The sequence below is a fragment of the Phenylobacterium sp. genome, from assembly GCF_030698145.1.
GTDB lineage: Bacteria > Pseudomonadota > Alphaproteobacteria > Caulobacterales > Caulobacteraceae > Phenylobacterium.
This window is the reverse complement of record NZ_JAUYNW010000059.1, coordinates 13459-32431: the sequence shown is the minus strand read 5'-3', so window position 1 is coordinate 32431 and position 18973 is coordinate 13459. Positions and strand designations below refer to the sequence as shown.

Genomic DNA, 18973 nt, shown 5'->3' with positions numbered 1-18973 from the left:
CATGGATTGGGCCTGGGATGCGCCGGCGTACGTGCCTAGCGGCGCGCTCTTCGTGCTCGTCGTCCTCGGCGATCATGGGAACGATCATTCGGGGGAGGATTGGGCCTGCTATCCGGCCGTCGAGCGGATCATGAAGCGGACCCACCTGAGCCGCGCTACGGTCGAGCGCCACCTGCAATGGCTGTTCGACGAGGGCTTCATCAGCCGCCGCAGGAAGGTCCGCAAGGACGGAAAGCTCGGCGTCTACGAGTACGTTTTGCATCGCGAGGATGGGACGCGCGAGCGTCTGAAGGCCGATCGGACGGGTGTCCAGCCGGCCCCGGAAGGGTCCGATCCGGCCGCCGATCCATGCTGCAATTTGCAGCATGGTCCATGCGGCGATTTGAGCGAAACCATGCTGCAAAATGAGGGAAAACCATGCCGCAAATTGCAGCATGAAGAACCCTTAGTAGAACCCTTAGTTAAACCCAAGACGGGCGCGCGCGAGCCGGGCGACGAAGGTTTCGATGAAGCGATCTCGGCGTTTCCCGAGCTCGGCCAGAAGCGAACAGACGTCCCGTTGGCCCGGTCGGCCTGGGCCTGGGCCTGCACCCTGGTCGAGCCCGAACGGCTGCTAGCGGCCATCCGGCGGTTCACCGCCGAGGACGGCGACGTCCGCAAGGGCGTGTGCCCGTCCCTGCAGCGATGGCTGAGCGGCGAGCGCTGGCGCTATTGGCTTGGCGAGGATCCCAGCACCGGCACGGCCGAGACCGTGCGAACCGGGTTCGCGGGACCGGCCGGGCTCAGGGCGAAGATCGTTGCGGCGAAGGGCGAGGGGTTCGCCGTCTCGTACCTCGACCGCTCGCCCTGGAACGACGCGACCCAGGTGATCGCGCCGTGGTCGGGGCATGCCGCTGAGCAGCTCCGCACTGTCGAGGACATCATTCGAAGTTTCGGCGCGACCCTGGGTCAGCCGACGCCGCCCGTCGCACGGGTGCTTGGGGGAACGTCATGAAGGCCGTCGTCGTGGATCACTCGAGCGCTCGGATCATCGAGGGCGAGGCGTCGACCGCCTGGATCATCGTGATCACCAAGGGCAAGCAGGAAGCCATGGTGAAGGCCCGGCTCGAGGCGAAGGGCTTCGACGTCTACCTGCCGATGCGCCTGGTGATCGGAGCGCGGAAAGGGATCTATCCCGTGCCGTTCTTCCCCCGCCACCTGTTCGCCCGTGCGCGAATGGACGCAGGGCGATGGCAGTCGATCTTCACCACGGTCGGGGTGTCGCGGCTGCTCTGCTCGCCCGATCGGCCGCTCGGCGTGCGCGACGACTTCATCAACAAGATCAAGGCTCGCGAGGTGAAGGGCTATCTCAACCTGGTGCCCAAGCCTCAGGAGGCCAAGCGCCTGGGTCGGGCCAAGGCGCTGAAGACCTATGACGACGTGCTCGAGCTGATCGAAAGCGAGGCCATTGACGAGCGTCGCGCGTGGCTCCTAGGTTCGTTTGTCAGTGATTCGTCGGTACGGATCACGACACGGCTCTGACCGGGGGACGGCGCGAGGGGGCGCCACGGGGAACGGACCGAACTGAAGCACATGGCTCGCGAGGCTGTGTGCGGATGCAATTCACAGCAGCCCGCCCGGGAAACCGAGGCGGGCTTTTTCGTCTCCATAGGGTGTCAGCCCGCGTGCCGCGCACGCCCTGGCGTTTCCTCCCAAACCCCAACTCGGCGACGCGGCTACAGCCATGCGGCTGCGTCGCCTGTTTTGGAGGCCCATGGCCAAGCGCCCTGCACGCTTCCACCCGCGCGGCCCGGTCAACCCGGTCGAGCGCCAGCGTGAGGCAGACCAGCGTCGAGGCTCGGCCAGGTCGCGGGGCTATACCGCCGAATGGGACAAGGCCTCGGCCGCGTTCCTGGATGAGAACCCCTTCTGTGAGTACTGCGCCAAGGGTGTGTTCGGCCCGGTCGACACCGTCTCGGCCGATCTGACCGATCACCTCTACCCGCACCGTGGCGACCAAGAGCTGTTCTGGCGCGCGATCTGGTGGGTCGGCTCCTGCACCACCTGCCACTCAGGCCCCAAGCAACGCCTCGAAGGCCAAGGCCTGCCCTTCATCAACGCCCTGGCCAAGCGCCTCGGCAGACCGATCCGGAGCTAACGGCATGGCCAACCCCGCAACCCTTGAGGTCTCGGCCGCCGTCGCCGCCAGCGGCATGATCATCAAGATCACCGGCCAACGCGCCTTCGCCGCCCGCTGCTGGCTGGCGGTGAAGTTCTTCGAGATCGGCGCGGCCGTCCTCGGCATGGGTGTCGAGATCGAGCTGATGTCCGCCGCCGACAAGCCGGCCGCCTGATGCTCGTCGCCGCTCTGGCGGGCGCCTTCGCCGCCGGCGTCATCGCGACGCTCGCCCTCGTCGTCGGTCTGGGCTGGTGGGCCTGCCGGGCCATCGCCCGCGGAGCCGGCCGACCGTGAAGGGGAGGGGGTGGGTCCATCTCTCCCCCCTCCGCGGCCGGGACCGGTGACCAATAGCAAAAACTTCGGCGCGATATTTCGCCCAGGATTTATTTAGGGAGGGGACCATGGGCCGCCGTCCTCTTCCGGAGTCGATGAAGGCCACCAAGGGCCAGCCGGCGAAGCGCCTGGCGAAGATCAAGGCGGACGCCAAGCCCGTTGTCACGGCTGCGCCGGCCGAGCTGGTCGCGCCGATCGCGGCGAAGGCGCCGCCCAAGACGCGGATCTCGCGGGCCCAGCGCGAGGACGTCGAGCGCCAGGCCGCCGCGGCCGAGCTGGCGGCCATGCCGGTCGGGACCAAAGTCGAACCGCCCGCCCGACTCCGGGGCGAGCACTACGCCGGGGCGCTCGCGGTCTGGCGCGAGCTGGGTCCGGAGCTCGAGCGGACCAACCGCCTGCAGCCGATCCACCGTCAGGCGTTCGCGATGTTCTGCATCTACATCGCCGAATGGTGGGCGGCCTGCGACGACCTGGCCGCCGGCGGCCGATCGCAGCACGTGCCGACCGTGTCGGGCGGGTCGATGGAGCGGGACCGGCCGGCGGTGCGCTGGCGGGCCGAGGCCTTCGCCGCCGCCCAGGACGCGGCCAAGCACTTCGGCCTGACGCCGCGCGAAGAGTACGCCCTGTTCAAGGATCAGAGCACCGTCGCCCGCGAGAACCCCGGCCTGTTCGGCCACACGCCGAACGCCCCGGCCAACGATGAGAAGCCGAGCTCGATCGGCGCAATGTCCCGGTTCAAGTCGGCCGGGCCGCCCGGAGGGACGCGCAGCGCGCACTAGATGGACGGCTCCCTTCCCTTGAGCGGCGAGGCCTCGGCCGCGGCGCTCGCGGCGGGGGCTCCGGAGTCGATCTGGCCGCTGCCGGCCTGGCTGGAGTCGACGGCCGACGACCCGTCCTACGAGTGGGCTAGGAATCGCTGGCGCCGGGCGGCGCAGGTCCCGGGCGCTTGGTTCGACTACGCCCTCGCCGACGAGATGGTGCGCCAGTGGCCGCACCTGATGCACCTGACCCAGGACCGCTTCGCCGGCCTGCCGTTCAAGCTCAACCTCTGGCAGGAGATCATCGTCCGGCTGATGGTCGGATGGCAACGCCCCGACGAGCAGCTCGACGCGGCGACCCACGAACCCGTCATCTACCAGGTCCGCGTGTTCCGCCGACTCATGCTGTGGGTCCCGCGGAAAAACGGGAAGAGCGAGTTCCTCGCCGCCCTGGGCCTGCTGTTCTTCCTGGTCGACGGGGTGATCGACGGCGAGGGCTACTGCTTCGCCCGCGACGAGAAGCAGGCGCGGATCGTCCTTCGCAAGATGAAGGCAATGATCGCGCTCAACCCCGACTGGTCGGCCGGGGTGCTGCCGTACAAGCGGTCGTTCTACGTGAAGGATCTGCTCTCGACTTTCGAGATGCTGACCGGGGCCGAGGACGGGAAACACGGCGCCTCGCCGACCGTCGTCATCGGCGACGAGATGCACGAATGGCGCTCGCGGGTGATCGCCGAGACGCTCGAGGAAGGGACTGGCGCGCGCCTGCAGCCGGTGTTCCTCTACGGATCGACGGCCGGGCCCAAGGGCAACATCGCGGGCGACGACTGCTGGAGCGAAAGCCAGGGCATTCTCGAGGGGCGGATCGACGACCCCCACACCCTGGTCTGCATCTTCGCGGCGGATCCTGAGGACGACCCGCTCGACGAGGCGACCTGGCGCAAGGCCAACCCGTCGATAGGCCTGTCGCCCACGCTCTCGTACCTGCGGACCCAGGCCGCCAAGGCGAAGGACAACCCCCGGGCCCTGGCGCGGTTCTGCTGCTACCACCTCAACCTCTGGATCGACGCCGCGGTGCGTTGGTTCAACGTCAAGAAGTGGGACGCCTGCGCCGGCTCCAAGGACGGCTGGCTGAAGTATCCGGAGACCCTCAAGGGTCGGCCCTGTTTCGGGGGCTTCGACGTCTCGTCCACGACCGACGTGACAGCCCTGATCTGGGTCTTTCCGCCGACCGACGATGACGCCAAGTGGCGGGTGCTCTGCCGCTTCTGGGTCCCAGAGGACACCCTTCGCGACCGGGTCGCCAGCGACCGCGTGCCCTATGACCAGTTCAAGGCGGTCGGGGCTCTCGAGACCACGCCTGGCGACTATGTCGATCAGAACTACATCAAGCGCGCGATCGAGGACGGCCTGCGCGACTTCGACGTGGTCGACATCGGCTTCGACTCCTGGAACGCGCGGAAGCTCTACACCGACCTTCTCCGCGACAACCCGCAGCTCGACGGCCGGGTGATCGAGATGCGCCAAGGGATCCAGACCCTTGGCGAGCCGAGCAAGCACTTCGAGCGCCTGGTCTACGCCGGTCTCCTGGACCATGGCGGCAATCCGGTCATGCGGTGGATGGCGCAGAACGTCGTGGTCCGGTTCGATGAGAACCTGAACTACATGCCGGCGAAGAAGCGCAGCCGCGAGAAGATCGACGGGATCGTCGCCGCGGTGATGGCGGTCGGTCTGGCCTGCAGGGGCGAAGAGGCCGAGCCGGCCAACCCCTGGGAAGACGAGAATTTCAGCCTTTCCGGACCAGCGAACTAAGGGGGCTGCATGCGCTTCTCAATCGGCCTCGACCTGTCTCGTGGCGAACCGCGTTCGTCACTGGAAAACCCGGCGATGTCACTGTCGGATCCGGCGGCCTGGCAATCGCTGTTGGACGGCTGGAACTCGTCGGCCGGGCCCGCGATCACGGTTGAGTCGGCGCTTGGGGTCCCGGCGTTCTGGTGCGGTGTCAACTTCCTATCGGGGATGCTCGCCTCGCTGCCCGTCCATGAGTTCAAGCGTACCGGCGCGGGGCGTGAGCGGGTCACCGAGGGCGGTGTGTCCGAGCTGCTGTCGGGCGCGGTGAACGACGATCTGCTGACGTCGTTCAAGTGGCGAAAGGGGCTGATGATTTCGGCCCTGACCACGGGCGCCGGCCGGGCCTATGTGGAGAAGAACAAGGCCGGCAAGGCCCTGAACATCTTCCCGCTCGAGACGAAGAAGACGAAGAAGGTCCGGGCCAGCGGGCGGATCGTCTACCAGTACCGGGACGGGTCGGCGAAGCCGGAGATCTACGCCGCCGGCGAGGTGATCGACATCACCTGGTTGCCGAAGCCTGACGGGCTCAGCCACTACGATCCGATCAAGCGCATGCGCGACACGATCGGCCTGGCCATCGCGCTCGAGCAGTACGGCGCCAAGTTTTTCCGCAATGGCGGCGTGCCGCCCCTGGCCCTGCATGCGCCCGCCGGGTCGCCCGGCGCCATGGCGCGGGCAAGGACCGACACCGACGCAGCCGTGCGCAAGGCCAACGAAGGCGGCTCGAACGTCGTCTTCATGCCGAACGGAACCGAGCTCAAGCCGATCGGGATCGATCCGGAGAAGAGCCAGCTCATCGAGGGCCAGAGGTTTGTGATCGAGCAGTTCGCCCGGTTCCTCGGCCTGCCGCCGATCTTCCTGCAGGACCTGACCCACGGGACGTTCACCAATTCCGAGCAGCAGGATCTCCACGTGGTGAAGCACGTGGCCGGGACCTGGGTCCAGGATCTCGACCAGGAGTTCAACGCAAAGTTCTACGGGCGCGCCCGCAAGGAACTCTACGTCGAGCACAACCTCGACGGTCTGCTGCGCGGCGACTTCAAGACCCGAATGGAAGGTTGGGCCCGGGGCGTGCAGGGCGGCGTGGTCACGCCGAACGAGGCCCGTCGCGCCGAGAACCGGCCGGACAAGGCAGGCGGCGACCGCCTCTACATCCAGGGCGCGACCGTCCCCCTCGAGGATGCGGGCAAGGCCCTACTCAAGCTCCCGGCGCCGACCGCCGATCCCGAAAAGGAATCCGACGATGCTCAAGTCTGAGAAGCGCGCCGCCAAGGTGGGCGAGCTGCGCGCCGCCGGTGCTGACGGCCAGCCCCGCACGATCACCGGCTACGCCGCGGTGTTCGGCTCCGACGCCGATATCGCGGGCTACTTCATCGAGCGCATCGCGCCTGGCGCATTCGCCCAAGCCATCGCCCGGCCGGACGACGTGCGCGCGCTCTGGAACCACTCGGACAACTACGTGCTCGGCCGCACTTCGGCCGGGACCCTGAAGCTCGAGGAAGACAATCGCGGCCTGAAGGTCGAGATCACCCCGCCGGACACCCAATGGGCCCGCGACCTGGTGACGTCGATCGAGCGCGGCGACGTGACCCAGATGTCGTTCTGCTTCCGGGCCCGCCGCGAGGAATGGGACGAGACCGGCGAGATCCCGATCCGCACGCTGCTCGAGGTCGAACTGCTCGACGTCTCGCCGGTGACCTATCCGGCCTATGAAGACACCGAGGTCGGCGTCCGCTCGCTGCAGGACTTCCGCGCCGCCAAGACGCCGGCGGCCGATGCGCTCCGCAACCGCGTGACGCGCGAACTCGCCAACCGACACCTTTCGCGCCTGGGCTGAACCGCAGGGCGATCTCACGGCCGACCCCGGGCGCAACCTGGGCTCGGCGAACTGTGCTCAGAAAAGGGAACCTCATGAGCCAAGCACTGAAGGAACTGCGGGAGAAGCAAGCCAAGATCGTGGCCGACGCCCGCGCCCGTCTCGACGAGATCAAGGACGACACGCCCGAGGCGCGACGCACCGAGCTCGAGACCCAGCACGACGCCGCCATGGTCGAGTACGACACCCTCGAGGCTCGTGCCGATCGGCTGGAGAAGCTGATCGAGCGCGAGAACAAGCTCGCCCCCGACACCCGCCGGCGGCCTGATCGGGACGATCGTTCGGAGCACGACGACGACGACGGCGAGACGATCGATCCGAAGGCCGTGTTCCGCCGCGCCATGCAGTTCGGTGTCGAGAACCTCGACCCGCGCGAGCGGCGCGCCATGGCCGGCTTTAAGGCGAACGTGACGCCGGAAATGCGGGCCCAAGGGATCGGCACTTCGGCCGCCGGCGGTTACTCGGTTCCGACCGAGTTCATGGCGGAAATCACGAAGAGCATGGCCGATTGGGGCCCGATGAATGACGACAAGGTCATCCGCGTCGTCTCGACCGAAAGCGGCGCGCCGCTTCCCTGGCCGACCGTGAACGATACGGCGAACACCGGCCAGGACCACACCGAAAACACCGCCGACTCCGATCAGGATGCGACGTTCGGTGGCAAGCAACTCGACGCCTACATCGCCAGCTCAGGCGTCGTGAAGGTATCCTTCGAGCTGCTGCAGGATTCCGCGTTCGATTTCGACGAACTGCTCAACGAGCTGTTCGGCGAACGCCTCGGCCGCCGGGTCAACACCAAGCTCACCACGGGCACCGGTAGCGGCCAGGCCAACGGTATCGTCACGGCCTCGACGCTCGGCAAGACGGCCGCCTCGGCGACCGCTCTGGCTGCCGATGAAATGCTCGATCTCGTGCATTCCGTGAATCCGGCCTATCGCAAATCGCCCAAGTGCGCCTGGCAGTTCAACGATCAGACCTTCAAGCTGCTTCGCAAGCTCAAGGACGGCCAGGGCAACTATCTCTGGCAGATGGGCGACGTGAAGGCCGGCGCCCCGGCGACCCTGCTGGATCACCGCTATCACGTGAACCAAGCCCTGGCCGACGTCGCCACGGGCACGAAGCCGATCATCTTCGGCGACGGTCAGAAGTACATCGTCCGCCGCGTGAAGGCTGTCCAGATGCTCACTCTCCGCGAGCGGTACGCCGAGGCGCTGCAGGTCGGCTTCCTGGCCTTCACTCGCTATGACGGTGAGCTCGCGGACACCGCGGCCATCAAGCACATGATCATGGCCTAACGGCCGAGGATCAGTCTCAGGAGGGCGGCGGCCACGGCCAGGCCGCCGCCCTTTTCCGCCGCATGGCCGGAGCTCCGATCCCCGATGAAAGTCAAAATGCTCGTGCCCATGGAGGGCCACGGCTGCTCGCGTGCTTTGCACGAAGAGGTCGACGTCACTGTCAAGGAGGGCCGCCGCCTGATTGCCGCCGGCTTCGCCGAACCGGTGAAGATCACCTCGACGATCGAAACCGCCATGGACAAGCTGCGGGGCGCTGAGCGCCGCGCCGCGAAGCCGGCCGGCGACGCCTCGTGAGCTGGTCGAGCCTGACCCGCGTCGCCGCGCCGGCGACGACGCCGATGACGATCGACGCGGCTCGGGCTCACCTTCGCCTGGCCGCCGTCGCGGATCTCGCACCCGGCGACGCCGCCGAGGCGGCCGACGTGGCGCAGCTCCTCGAGGCGGCGGTCGGCGCGATCGACGGGCCGACCGGCATCGGGATCGCCATGGTCACCCAGACCTGGCGGCTGAGTCTGGACCGGCTGTGCAGCCGGATCGAGATCCCGCTCGGGCCGGTGCAGTCGATCAGCGCGATCACCTATGTCGACGCCGCCGGCGACACCCAGACCCTGGCCGCCGATCAGTACCGGTTGGACAAGGATCAGAGCCCGGCCGTGCTGACCCCGGCCCATGGCGTCACCTATCCGAGCGTCCGCTGTCAGCCTGGCGCGGTGAAGATCACCTTCGTCGCCGGGTACGGCGCCGCCGCGGCTGTGCCGGCCGATCTGGTCGGGGCGCTCAAGATCATCCTGCGCGGCCTCTTCGAGGATCCGGCGGGCGACATTCCGAAGGGCGCTGCGCGCACCCTCGACCGCTATCGGGTCGGCCTGGTCGCTTAGCGCCCGCGCACCCGTGTTTCCGGCGAACCGGGTTCGCCACCTTCGCTTTGTCTTCAACCCCAAAGGAGGCCGTCATGAGCCTGAATCTCACTGTCACCGCGTCGATCGTCGGCCTCATCACCGGCGCTCCCGATCTCGTTTCCGTCGAAGCTTCGATCGCCAAGAAGAGGATCGTCCAGTTCCTCGACGGCGTCGGCGCTGGCCAAGCCAACCTGATGTTCGCGGACACCCGGTCGATCGCCGCCTCGTCGAATGACGACATCGACCTCGCGGGCGCCCTGACCGACCCGCTCGGAGAGGACGCTTCGTTCGCTCGCATCAAAGCGATCCTGGTCGTCGCGTCGGCCAACAATACGAACGACGTCGTGATCGGCGGCGCCGCGACCAACACCTTCGTCGGGCCTTTCGGGGCCAGCACCCACAAGGTCGCCCTGCCGCCCGGCGGGGTGATGCTGATCGCCGCCCCAACAGCGGCGGGGTGGCCGGTTACGGCCGCGACCGGCGACTTGCTCCGGATCGCCAACAGCGGCGCCGGCTCCAGTGTCAGCTATGACCTGGTGATCGTCGGCGGCGACGCCTAAGGCGACCCGGGCCATGCGTTCCCGCACCCGCGATCGGCGCGTCACGATCCGACGCGCCGTCAAGCTGAGAGACGGCTTCAATGCCAAGGTCCCGAACTTCACCGATCTTGTGACGGTTTGGGCCAGCAAAGAGGACGTGAAGGACGGCGAGCGGGTGCGGGCGCAGCAGGTCGGCGCCAGCATCACCACGCGTTTCGAGGCGGCCTGGTCGTCGGTTCTCTCGACCGTCGATCCTCGTGACCAAGTGTCGTGCGAGGGCCGGCTCTACCAAGTCGTCGCGGCGAAGGAGATCGGCCGCAAGCGCGGGATCGAGATCTCGGCGATCGCCCTGGCCGAAACGGCCGCGCCATGAAGTTCAAGATCGAGGGCCTGCAGGAGCTGGACGGCGCCCTGCGCACGCTGATCGAGTCGACCAGCTCGGCGACCGCGAAGAACGCGCTCAAGCGCGGGATGATGAAAGCCGGCGAGCCAGTCGCGGAGCATGCCCGCCAACTCGTGCATGTCGACCGGGGGGTGCTTAAGCGCGCCATCAAGGTCAGCGGCAAGCTGGCCAACCCGACCGGCAAGTCGGAGTTCCGCGCCGCCCTGCGCCGCGGCGAGGGCCAGGAGGCCGCCGTTGCAGCGCTGCGGAGCGCCCGACGCGAGAGCGAGGCGGGGTCAACGATCGAAGTCTACATCGGGCCCGGTCAGCAGCCGCACGCCCACCTGGAGGAGTTCGGGTCGATCCACAACACGCCTCACCCGTACATGCGTCCGGCCTGGGAGGCAGGCCGCGAACGGGTGGCCGAGGACATGAAGGCCGCGATTACCGAGGAATTCAACAAGGCCGCCGCGCGCGCTGCGCGCAAGGCGGCTCGACGCGGGGCGGGTGGTTAATGGAAGAAGATCTGATCGCCTTCTTGTTGGCCGCAAGCGGGGTCGCCGCCATGGTCACCGATCGGATCGACTGGAACGCCCTGCCGCAGGGTGGGGCCATCCCGGCGATCACCCTCCACCGGATCACTGGGGGGCACGGCTACACCATGCGCGGTCGCAGCTCGACCACTGGCGCGCTTGTCCAGGCCGATTGCTGGGGCGGAACCTACGCCGAGGCCAAGCTGACCGCTCGCGCGGTAATCGCCGCCTGCGACGACCCCTCCAATCCGCGAATTCAAGGCGCCTTCATCGAGGACGACGGCGACGCCTTCGAGGTGGGCGACGGCCCGCAACCTGACGGCTCTACCGAATTTCACAACGTCAGACTCCAAATCCGGATCTGGCACAACGCAGCGCCCTAGGAGATGCAATCATGAGCGGGCTTATTGGCTACGGGACCTATGTCGAGGTCCATGATGGGGTGACCGCCGAGCCCGGCGGTTGGTTCGAGGTCGGGCTGGTCACGAACGTGACCCCGCCGAACGAGTCCACCGACCAGGTCGAGTCGACTCACATGAAGAGCCCGAACAGGACCAAGGAGTTCGAGCAAGGCATGATCGATCCCGGCGAGATGTCGCTGGCGGTCAATCACATCCCCGGCAGCACCACGGACGACTATGTGGTGGCCTGGCGGGTGTCGGGCGAGACCCGGTCGGTTCGCCTGGTCTATCCCAACGACAAGTTCCAGCGCTATCCGGCCTTCGTGCTGGGCTGGGCTCCGGACGGGATCGACGTCAGCGGCCTGATGAAGGCGACGCTGAACCTCAAGGTCGCCGGCGCGATCGCCCGCGGGACCATGGGGGCGTAATGTCGGCGAACCCGGTTCGCGGCGAGGTCTCCTTCCCCAATGGGGAGGAGACCATGACGCTGCTCTTCGACATCAACACGCTGTGTATGCTCGAAGACAAACTCAACATCAGCGCCGGCGAGATCGCAGAGCTGGCCGGGCCCGGCATGCGCCTGGGCTTCCTTCGGACCCTGCTCTGGGCCGGCCTGCATGAGCACCACGGCGACCTCGATTTGAAGGCGGTCGGCCTCCTGATCCATGGGGCTGGCGTCGAGGTGACTGCGGCCAAGGTGATCGAGGCGCTGGTGAAGGCCTTCCCGGCTTCGGAGGCCGGCAAGGCCACGCCGGGCCCTCGGAAGGCGGCGAGGACCGCCGCCGTGGCTGGGACTGGGCAGAGCTCTTTGTCCTCTGGTGTCGGCTAGGGCTCGGTCCGCCCTCCGAGTTCTGGCGCCAGACCCCGCGGCTCTTTGCCCTGGCTGTCCGCGGCAAGGCAGAGGCCCGTGAGGTCGAACAGAACGACCGGGCATGGCTGGCCTGGCACATCGCATATCTACCGCACGCGAAGTATCCGCCGACTCTGTCTGAGTTGCAGGGCGGCCCGCGTGGGCCGCCCGCTCAAACCGCCGACGAAATCGAAGCGGTCATGCGGAAGTGGACTGTCGTGATGGCTGTCGCTGAAGGCCGCCGCACCGCGACCTGACCTGAGCGGCGTCCGCGTCTCAGGCCCCCGATGAAAGGAAGCGACATGGGAAGCAACGCCACGATCGGTTCCCTGCGCGTCGTCCTCGGCCTGGACTCTGCGCAGTTCACGCAAGGGCTCGACGCCGCCCAACGGGAGCTGCGGAAAGCCGGGAAGTCCCTGGAGAAGATCGGGGCCTCGATGCAGTCGGTTGGCCGGTCCCTGTCGATGGGGCTGACCGTGCCGCTGCTGGCGTTCGGCGCCGGGGCGCTCAAGGCCTCGGCCGACTTCGAGTCGGCGATGATCCGGGTGCAGATCTCCACCAAGGCCGCGTCCCAGGACATGGCCGCGATGGAGGCCGCCGCGCGCCAGATCGGCCGGAGCACGGTGTTCAGCGCGTCCGAGGCGGCCGACGCCATGGATATGCTGGCCAAGACCGGCCTGGGAACCGAGGCGATCCTTGGCGGGGCCGCGAAGGCGGCGGTCGACCTAGCCGCCGCGGCGGGAAGCGAGCTCGCCCCGGCCGCCTCGGCGATCAGCGACAGCATGCAGCAATTCAAGCTGAGCGCCGGCGAGCTCCCGGCCGTGGTCAATCAGATCACGGGCGCGGTCAACGAATCGAAGCTCGACTTCGCCGACTTCACAGACGCGATCGGCCAGGCGGGCGGCGTGGCGGCAGGCCTCGGCGTCACCTTCGAGGATTTCAACGCGGTTCTCGCCGGGACCTCGTCGCTCTTCGCCTCGGGATCCGACGCCGGCACAAGTTTCAAGACGTTCCTCACCTTCCTTGTTCCCAAGAGCAAGGAAGCCGCCGGCCTCATGCGCGCCTATGGGCTCAGCTTCTTCGAGGCCAACGGCCAGATGAAAAGCATGTCGGCGATCGCCGAGCTGCTTCGCAACCGGCTCGGCGGTCTGTCGGATGAGGCGAAGACCGAAGTCCTTAAGGAGATCTTCGGCTCGGACGCCATGCGAACCGCGATCGGCCTCATGGATCAGGGCGCCGCCGGCCTCGACAAGATCAAGGTCGCGATCAAGGAAACCGACGCCGCGGCCCAGGCCGCGCAGCGCATGACAGGCCTGGCCGGCCAGTTGGAGCAGCTCAAGGGCTCGCTCGAGGAACTCGGGATCGCCATCGGCAAGTCGGGCCTGCTCGGCTTCGTGACCGGCCTGGTCACCGGCTTCACCGACCTGATCGATGCGATCGCCAGCGTGAGCCCGGTTCTGCTCAATGTCGGCGTCGTGGTCGCCGCCGTCGCCGCGGCGGTCGGCCCGCTTGTGCTGGTCCTGGGCGCCTTCATCTCGTCGCTCGGCGTGGTCGCCTCGGCCACGGTCAGCGCCGGCGCCGCGCTGGCCGGCATGGGCCTGACGATCGCCGCGCTCGCCGGCCCGCTCGGCCTGGTGGCGCTCGGCGTCGGCGCCGTGACGGCGGCCCTGGTCTACATGGCCGCCGAACAGGCCAAGGTCGATGCGGAGAACCGCCGCCTGGTCGACACCATGGGCGGGGCCAAGACCGCGCTCGACGCCTATGCCGAGGCGACGCGGAAGGCTGGGACCGCGACCGGCGCGGCGAAGGTCACGGCGGTCGAGCACGCCAACGCGCTGCGCCTCGAGGCCGCCGCCGCGATCACCGCCGCCAAGGCGCTGCGGGAAAAGGCCATCGCAGCGGCCGAGGCGGCCGAGCTGGCCCAGCGCACCGCGCGCGACAACGCCGATCCTCGCCGCCTCGCCGGCTTCGCTCAGGCGATGATGGCCGCCGAGGGCGGCATGGGCGGCATGATCAGTCCGGCCACGGAACTCGACGCCAATCTCGGCAAGGGCGTCGAGCAGGCCCGCGCCCGGGCCAAGGCCGCGACGGAGGCCGCTGCCAGCGCGGAGAAGCGTTACGCCGAGATCCTGCGCGGGGTCACGGCGCCGGCGATCGCCGCCGTCGCGGTCGCCGCTGGCCAATCGGAAGAGGCGACCAAGAAGAGCACCGCGGCGCTGAAGAAGTCCGTCGACGCGCTGAAGGAGCTCAAGGCCGAGACCGCGTCGATCCTGGAAGGTCTGATGACCGACCAGGAGCGGCGCACGCATGAGATCGTGACCAACCTGAACACGCTGCGCGAAGCCGCGGCGGCCGGGATCATCACCTGGACCCAGTATCACGAGGCGGTCGGGCGGATGGACGCCGTGCCCCTGGTGAAGAAACAGGTCGAGCAGGTCACCGGCGAGCTCAAGACCATGGGCAACGTCGTCCTCGACCTGCGCAACGATATCGAGCGTGCGGCCGAGGAGATGTCGCGGGCCTTCGAGGACGTGACCTATTCCGTCGACGACATCTTCTACGCGCTAAAGAACAAGGATTGGATGGGGGCGATCAAGGGCGTGCTCGCGGCCGTGAAGGCCGTGAAGGAGGCCTTCGGGAAGAACGGCACGTTCTCCGGCAAGGTCGGCGCCGTCGCCGGCATTGCCGACATGGCGGGGCAGGCGATCGGCGGCCCGGCCGGGTCGGCGCTCTCGGGGGCGGCCTCCGGCGCGATGATGGGCACGATGCTGCTTCCGGGGATCGGGACGGCGATCGGCGCCATCATCGGCGGGATCGGCGGATTCCTATCGGGGAGCTCGTCGAAGAAGAAGGCCAAGGCTGAGGCTGAAGAGCGGGCGCGCCAGGCCGAGGCCGAGCGGGTCGCCAGGGTCGCGGCGCAGCATCGCGAACTTGAGATCGCGCTGCTCGAGGCGCAGGGCAAGGCGACGGAGGCGCTCGCCGCGCGCCGGGCCGACGAGCTGGCTGGGATCGACGCCACCAATCGCGGTCTCCAGGAGCAGCTCTGGGCGCTGCAGGACGCGGCCGACGCGGCGGCCAAGGCTGCGGCCCTGGCCAATGCGCAGCGCGGCCTCGAGATCCAGCTCATGGAGGCCCAGGGCGACGCGACCGGCGCCCTGGCCGCCAAGCGCCAGATCGAGCTCGCGGCGCTGGACGCCAGCCTGCGCGGCCTTCAGGCGGCGATCTACGCGGCGCAGGACTTCGCCCAGGCCTCGGCCCTGGCCGCCGACCAGGTGGCCAGCGCTCGAAACGATCTTCGCGAGGCATGGGAGCGCGAGCGCGCGGACCTGCAGGCGACGATCGACAAGTTCCGGGCCTTCGCCACCTCGCTCAAGGCGTTTCGCGCCAGCCTGGACGCCGCCGATCCGTCCGAGGCCGCGCTGGCCACCGTCGGTGCGGAGTTTCAGCGGGTGGCGTCGCTGGCGCGGCTCGGCAACGAAGACGCGCTGGGCGACCTGCAGGGCGTGAGCGAGAAGTTCCTGGCGGTCTCGGAGGGCCAGTCCAAGACCCTGCTGGATCATCTGCGCAACGTCTGGGCGGTCAAGGCCGCGGTCGAGGCGGCCGAGAACACCGCCAGCCGGACGGCGACGATCGCCGAACAGCAGCTCGCCAGCCTCGACGCCCAGGTCGCGGGCCTGCTGCAGATCAATGCGAGCGTCCTGAGCGTCGCCCAGGCCATCGCCAACCTGCAGGTGGCCTTGTCCCATCAACAGGCCGTCGCCAGCCAACAGGCCCTGGTCGCGGCCACGCCGCCGCCCGTCGCCCCGGCGCCGGCCAACGACACCGCAGCGCCGGCGGGCCCGACCGGCTGGGCCGGCTACCTGGCCCGCTATCCGAGCGTCATGGCCGAGTACCAGGAGGAAAGCACCCGTGACGCCAAGTCCAAGGCCTACCTGCAGTCGCTCGGGATCAGGGACGCCGAGGGCTACGCCAAGTGGCACTTCCAGCAGTTCGGCCAGGCGGCCGGCCTGATCCCCGGCTTCGCCAACGGCGGCGGCTTCACGGTCGGCGGCTTCGGCGGGACCGATAGCCAGCTCGTCAAGTTCCGGGCCACGCCAGGCGAGATGGTCGACGTCCACCACGGTAGCCGGGGCGACGACGCCGCGGCCGCGATCCGCCGCCTCGAGGCGCGCTTCGGGCCGGTGATCGAGGCCATGGCGCTGAGCGGCCATCGCGTCGCCACCAAGGTCGTCGGCTGGGACGGCGCGGGTCTGCCTGGGGAGCGCGCGGCATGAAGGTGATCGACCCGATCACGGTGACCGAAGACGACCTGGTCAGCAGCGTCGCCGAGGATGAGCCGGTCTGGGACTCCGGGACCACCTACGCCGCCAACGTCACGGTGCGCGGGACCGGACTCTTCGAGCACAAGCTGTTCGTCTCCCTGCAGGCGGCCAACCTGAACAAGGTCCCGGGCGCCTCGACCTCGAGCACCTGGTGGCTCGAGACCGGGGCGGCCAACCGCTGGCGGATGTTCGACGCCTCGCTCAGCTCGCAGACCGCCGACGCCGACGAGATCTCGGTGACGATCACGCTTCCGGACCTGGTCACCGGGATCGCACTGCTCAACATCGAGGCGGCCACGGCGCGGATCGTGGTGACCGACGCGGTCGAGGGTGTCGTCTGGGACGTGACCTATGACCTGACCGACCCCGGCGGGATCGTCGACCCCTACGCCTACGCCTTCGATCCGATCCTGCGGCGGGCCGACCTGGTCGAGCTGGAGCTGCCGGCCTTCGCTGGCGCCGAGATCGAGATCACCCTGGCCGATCCTGGCGCCACGGTTCGCTGGGGCGTCTGCGCGCTCGGCCGGGTCCAGGATCTCGGCGGCACGCAATGGGGGCCGGTGCTGGGGATCCAGGACTTCAGCGTCATCGAGCAAGACGCCTTCGCGAACTACCGGATCGTCGAGCGCGCCTTCATCCGCAAGGCCAGCTTCGCGCTGATGATCGAGAACCGTTTCGTCGACGCGCTCATGCGCCTGCTCTCCGGCTTCCGGGCCCGCGCCGTCGTCTACATCGGCGACGAGGACTTCGGATCGACGATCGTCTTCGGGTTCTACGAGGACTTCAGCACGGCCATTCCCTGGCCGACCCGATCCCTGCTCTCGATCAATCTCAAGGGGCTTCCCGCGACATGACGATCCCCACCCTGACCGCCCCTCCGGTCGCCCCGTCGCGGAGCAATCCGCCGGCGACCTTCATCACGCGCATGAACGCCTTTCTGGCATGGATCGTGGTGTTCGCGGGCGAGATCATCGCCATGGTCGCGGCGACCAATGACGCGATCGGCACGATCATCGCCGACCGGGTCCAGACCGGCCAAGACCGCATCGCCGCCGCCGCCTCGGCCGCCGCCGCCAGCGCCTCGGCCCTGACCGCGCTCAACGCGCCGGGCACTGTCGCGAGCAGCGTGACACCTATCGACCTGTCGGCGCTTGACGCCGACGATGAGCTCACGATCACCATCCAGACCGGCAAGGCCCTGATCCCTGGGCACATGGTCGTGGTCGCGGTGACCGCGAATGCGATCTTCAACTTCATGGCCAGGGTCATGGCCTACAACTCGGGCTCCGGCGCTCTCGACCTGATGGTCATGGCTGAGCCGGTCGGCACGGGGTCGCACTCGGCGTGGTCTGTCGCGCTCACCTGCGAAATGGCCCTGCCGACCGCCACGCCCGCCGAGATCTGGGCGGGGACCGCGGCCGATAAGGCGATCTCGCCGGCGGCCCGCTCGGCCGCCAACGCGATCCAGACCCTGACCGATGGCGCCACGATCAATTGGAACGCCGCGACCCAGGGCTTCCACGCCAAGGTCGTGCTGGGCGGGAACCGCACCCTGGCCACGCCCACCAACATGCTCGAGGGCGAGTACTACGTGTTCTATCCCGTGCAGCCGGCCACCGGCGGTCCTCGTCTCTGCGCCCTGCCGGGCGTCTGGGATTTCGGCCAACAGGGCACGCCCACGCTCAGCACCGGGGCGAACAAGATGGATGCGGTGCGCCTGCAGTGCATCGATGCGACGACCCAGGCCTGCAAGGCGACCTTCGTGAAGGCCGGCTAGGATGAGTTCCGGCGCCTGCATGATGATGGGCAACGCCTATCCGCCGATGTCCGTGGCGTCAGCGCCCTCGAGCGTCAGCGGCTCGGACTCCGGATCGACCGTCACCTCGAATTCCGCGACGACGACGGTCACCGGCGGTTCTGGATCGTTCTCGCATAGCTGGGCCCAGGTGAGCGGCGACGCCTCGATCGACCCGGTCTCGGCCAGCGCCGCGACCACCACCTTCCAAGCCTCAGGCATGAGCCCCGGCGGGATCTCGGGCGGCTTCGTGGACACGGTGACCGACCTGATTACTGGCCAGGTGCTCCCGTCCAACACGGTCAACGTCTACCTCGAGCGCAGCAACCCGCCGCTCTCGGTGTCCACCTCCGGATCCGGGGTGAAGACCCAGACCTCGAGCGGGACGATCACGGTGACCAGCGACGGCGTCACGCTCGTGCCGGCGGGCGGGGTTCCGCCCTACAGCTACAGCCACGCCCACCTGACGGCCAACGACTTCAGCATCAACAGCGCGGGAAGCGCCGCCTCGACCCATTCCCGGTCTCTTGGCCCCGGCGGCGGGGTGTCCGGCACGGTGCGCGGGACGGTGACCGATTCGCTCAGCCCCACGCCTCAGACCGCCTTCGTCGACTATGGCGTCGTGCTGATCAACGACGGCACGGCCCCGCCGCCGCTCGAGGCTACGGCCGATCCAACGTACGTTTCGGCCCTGGCCACCGAGGCGACGGTGACCACGGACTCGACCAGCGTCTCAGTGACGGGCGGTACTGCGGCCTCCCATGCCTGGGTCCGGCTGAGCGGGGTGGGTTCGATCAACAGCCCGAGCTCGGCGACCACCACATTCACCCACGTCATGGCGCCGGGGACCGAGTACGGCACCTTCCAATGCACCGTGACCGACACTCTCGGCCGGACTGACACGGTGATCGTCTCCGCCGAGTTCGCGCGCTTCGAATTCATTCCCTGACCTGGCCTGGCGAACCGGGTTCGCCAGCGCCG

21 protein-coding genes are annotated in these 18973 nt (G+C 68.3%); all 21 read left to right on the top strand.

Going from position 1 to position 18973, the window contains the following annotated elements:
* Position 1: 1 nt before the first annotated feature.
* Entirely contained in the window at positions 2 to 994 is a 993-nt protein-coding gene (locus Q8Q77_RS07930) for a helix-turn-helix domain-containing protein (RefSeq protein WP_305582882.1), read from the top strand.
* Positions 991 to 1521, top strand: a complete 531-nt coding sequence (locus Q8Q77_RS07925; protein WP_305582880.1) for a transcription termination/antitermination NusG family protein — start codon at positions 991 to 993, stop codon at positions 1519 to 1521. The genes Q8Q77_RS07930 and Q8Q77_RS07925 overlap by 4 nt, the downstream gene beginning before the upstream one ends.
* Before the next feature lie 232 nt (positions 1522 to 1753).
* Positions 1754 to 2137 carry a hypothetical protein gene (locus Q8Q77_RS07920; RefSeq protein ID WP_305582878.1) on the top strand — a complete coding sequence of 128 codons (384 nt, stop codon included), beginning with the start codon at positions 1754 to 1756 and terminating at the stop codon, positions 2135 to 2137.
* Positions 2138 to 2141: 4 nt separating this feature from the next.
* Positions 2142 to 2333, top strand: a complete 192-nt coding sequence (locus Q8Q77_RS07915; RefSeq protein ID WP_305582876.1) for a hypothetical protein — start codon at positions 2142 to 2144, stop codon at positions 2331 to 2333.
* Positions 2334 to 2559: 226 nt separating this feature from the next.
* Positions 2560 to 3270: a P27 family phage terminase small subunit gene (locus Q8Q77_RS07910; RefSeq protein ID WP_305582874.1), complete on the top strand. Its 711-nt coding sequence runs from the start codon at positions 2560 to 2562 to the stop codon at positions 3268 to 3270.
* Positions 3271 to 5061, top strand: coding sequence for a terminase large subunit (locus Q8Q77_RS07905; protein ID WP_305582872.1), 1791 nt, complete (start codon positions 3271 to 3273; stop codon positions 5059 to 5061).
* 9 nt (positions 5062 to 5070) lie between these two features.
* Positions 5071 to 6357 carry a phage portal protein gene (locus Q8Q77_RS07900; protein ID WP_305582870.1) on the top strand — a complete coding sequence of 429 codons (1287 nt, stop codon included), beginning with the start codon at positions 5071 to 5073 and terminating at the stop codon, positions 6355 to 6357.
* Positions 6344 to 6937, top strand: coding sequence for an HK97 family phage prohead protease (locus Q8Q77_RS07895; protein ID WP_305582868.1), 594 nt, complete (start codon positions 6344 to 6346; stop codon positions 6935 to 6937). The genes Q8Q77_RS07900 and Q8Q77_RS07895 overlap by 14 nt, the downstream gene beginning before the upstream one ends.
* Before the next feature lie 74 nt (positions 6938 to 7011).
* On the top strand, positions 7012 to 8271 hold the full coding sequence (locus tag Q8Q77_RS07890) for a phage major capsid protein (RefSeq protein ID WP_305582866.1): 1260 nt from the start codon (positions 7012 to 7014) through the stop codon (positions 8269 to 8271).
* 96 nt (positions 8272 to 8367) lie between these two features.
* Positions 8368 to 8565 (top strand): hypothetical protein, encoded by a 198-nt coding sequence (locus Q8Q77_RS07885; RefSeq protein ID WP_305582864.1) that lies wholly within the window; start codon positions 8368 to 8370, stop codon positions 8563 to 8565.
* On the top strand, positions 8562 to 9149 hold the full coding sequence (locus Q8Q77_RS07880) for a hypothetical protein (RefSeq protein ID WP_305582862.1): 588 nt from the start codon (positions 8562 to 8564) through the stop codon (positions 9147 to 9149). Before Q8Q77_RS07885 ends, Q8Q77_RS07880 begins: the two co-directional genes overlap by 4 nt.
* Before the next feature lie 74 nt (positions 9150 to 9223).
* Positions 9224 to 9730, top strand: a complete 507-nt coding sequence (locus tag Q8Q77_RS07875) for a hypothetical protein (protein ID WP_305582860.1) — start codon at positions 9224 to 9226, stop codon at positions 9728 to 9730.
* 13 nt (positions 9731 to 9743) lie between these two features.
* Complete coding sequence (locus Q8Q77_RS07870) at positions 9744 to 10082, top strand: phage head closure protein (RefSeq protein ID WP_305582858.1); 339 nt, start codon at positions 9744 to 9746, stop codon at positions 10080 to 10082.
* Positions 10079 to 10606, top strand: a complete 528-nt coding sequence (locus Q8Q77_RS07865; RefSeq protein ID WP_305582856.1) for an HK97-gp10 family putative phage morphogenesis protein — start codon at positions 10079 to 10081, stop codon at positions 10604 to 10606. The genes Q8Q77_RS07870 and Q8Q77_RS07865 overlap by 4 nt, the downstream gene beginning before the upstream one ends.
* A complete protein-coding gene (locus Q8Q77_RS07860; RefSeq protein ID WP_305582854.1) occupies positions 10606 to 11007 on the top strand; it encodes a DUF3168 domain-containing protein in 402 nt (133 codons plus the stop codon). Before Q8Q77_RS07865 ends, Q8Q77_RS07860 begins: the two co-directional genes overlap by 1 nt.
* Before the next feature lie 11 nt (positions 11008 to 11018).
* Complete coding sequence (locus Q8Q77_RS07855) at positions 11019 to 11453, top strand: phage tail tube protein (protein ID WP_305582852.1); 435 nt, start codon at positions 11019 to 11021, stop codon at positions 11451 to 11453.
* Between the two features lie 53 nt (positions 11454 to 11506).
* A complete protein-coding gene (locus Q8Q77_RS07850) occupies positions 11507 to 11854 on the top strand; it encodes a hypothetical protein (RefSeq protein WP_305582850.1) in 348 nt (115 codons plus the stop codon).
* Between the two features lie 323 nt (positions 11855 to 12177).
* Positions 12178 to 16149, top strand: coding sequence for a phage tail tape measure protein (locus Q8Q77_RS07845; protein ID WP_305582848.1), 3972 nt, complete (start codon positions 12178 to 12180; stop codon positions 16147 to 16149).
* Complete coding sequence (locus tag Q8Q77_RS07840; RefSeq protein ID WP_305582846.1) at positions 16146 to 17051, top strand: hypothetical protein; 906 nt, start codon at positions 16146 to 16148, stop codon at positions 17049 to 17051. The genes Q8Q77_RS07845 and Q8Q77_RS07840 overlap by 4 nt, the downstream gene beginning before the upstream one ends.
* Complete coding sequence (locus Q8Q77_RS07835; RefSeq protein WP_305582845.1) at positions 17048 to 17974, top strand: hypothetical protein; 927 nt, start codon at positions 17048 to 17050, stop codon at positions 17972 to 17974. The genes Q8Q77_RS07840 and Q8Q77_RS07835 overlap by 4 nt, the downstream gene beginning before the upstream one ends.
* 1 nt (position 17975) lies before the next feature.
* On the top strand, positions 17976 to 18941 hold the full coding sequence (locus Q8Q77_RS07830) for a hypothetical protein (protein WP_305582844.1): 966 nt from the start codon (positions 17976 to 17978) through the stop codon (positions 18939 to 18941).
* The last annotated feature ends 32 nt before the right edge of the window (positions 18942 to 18973 follow it).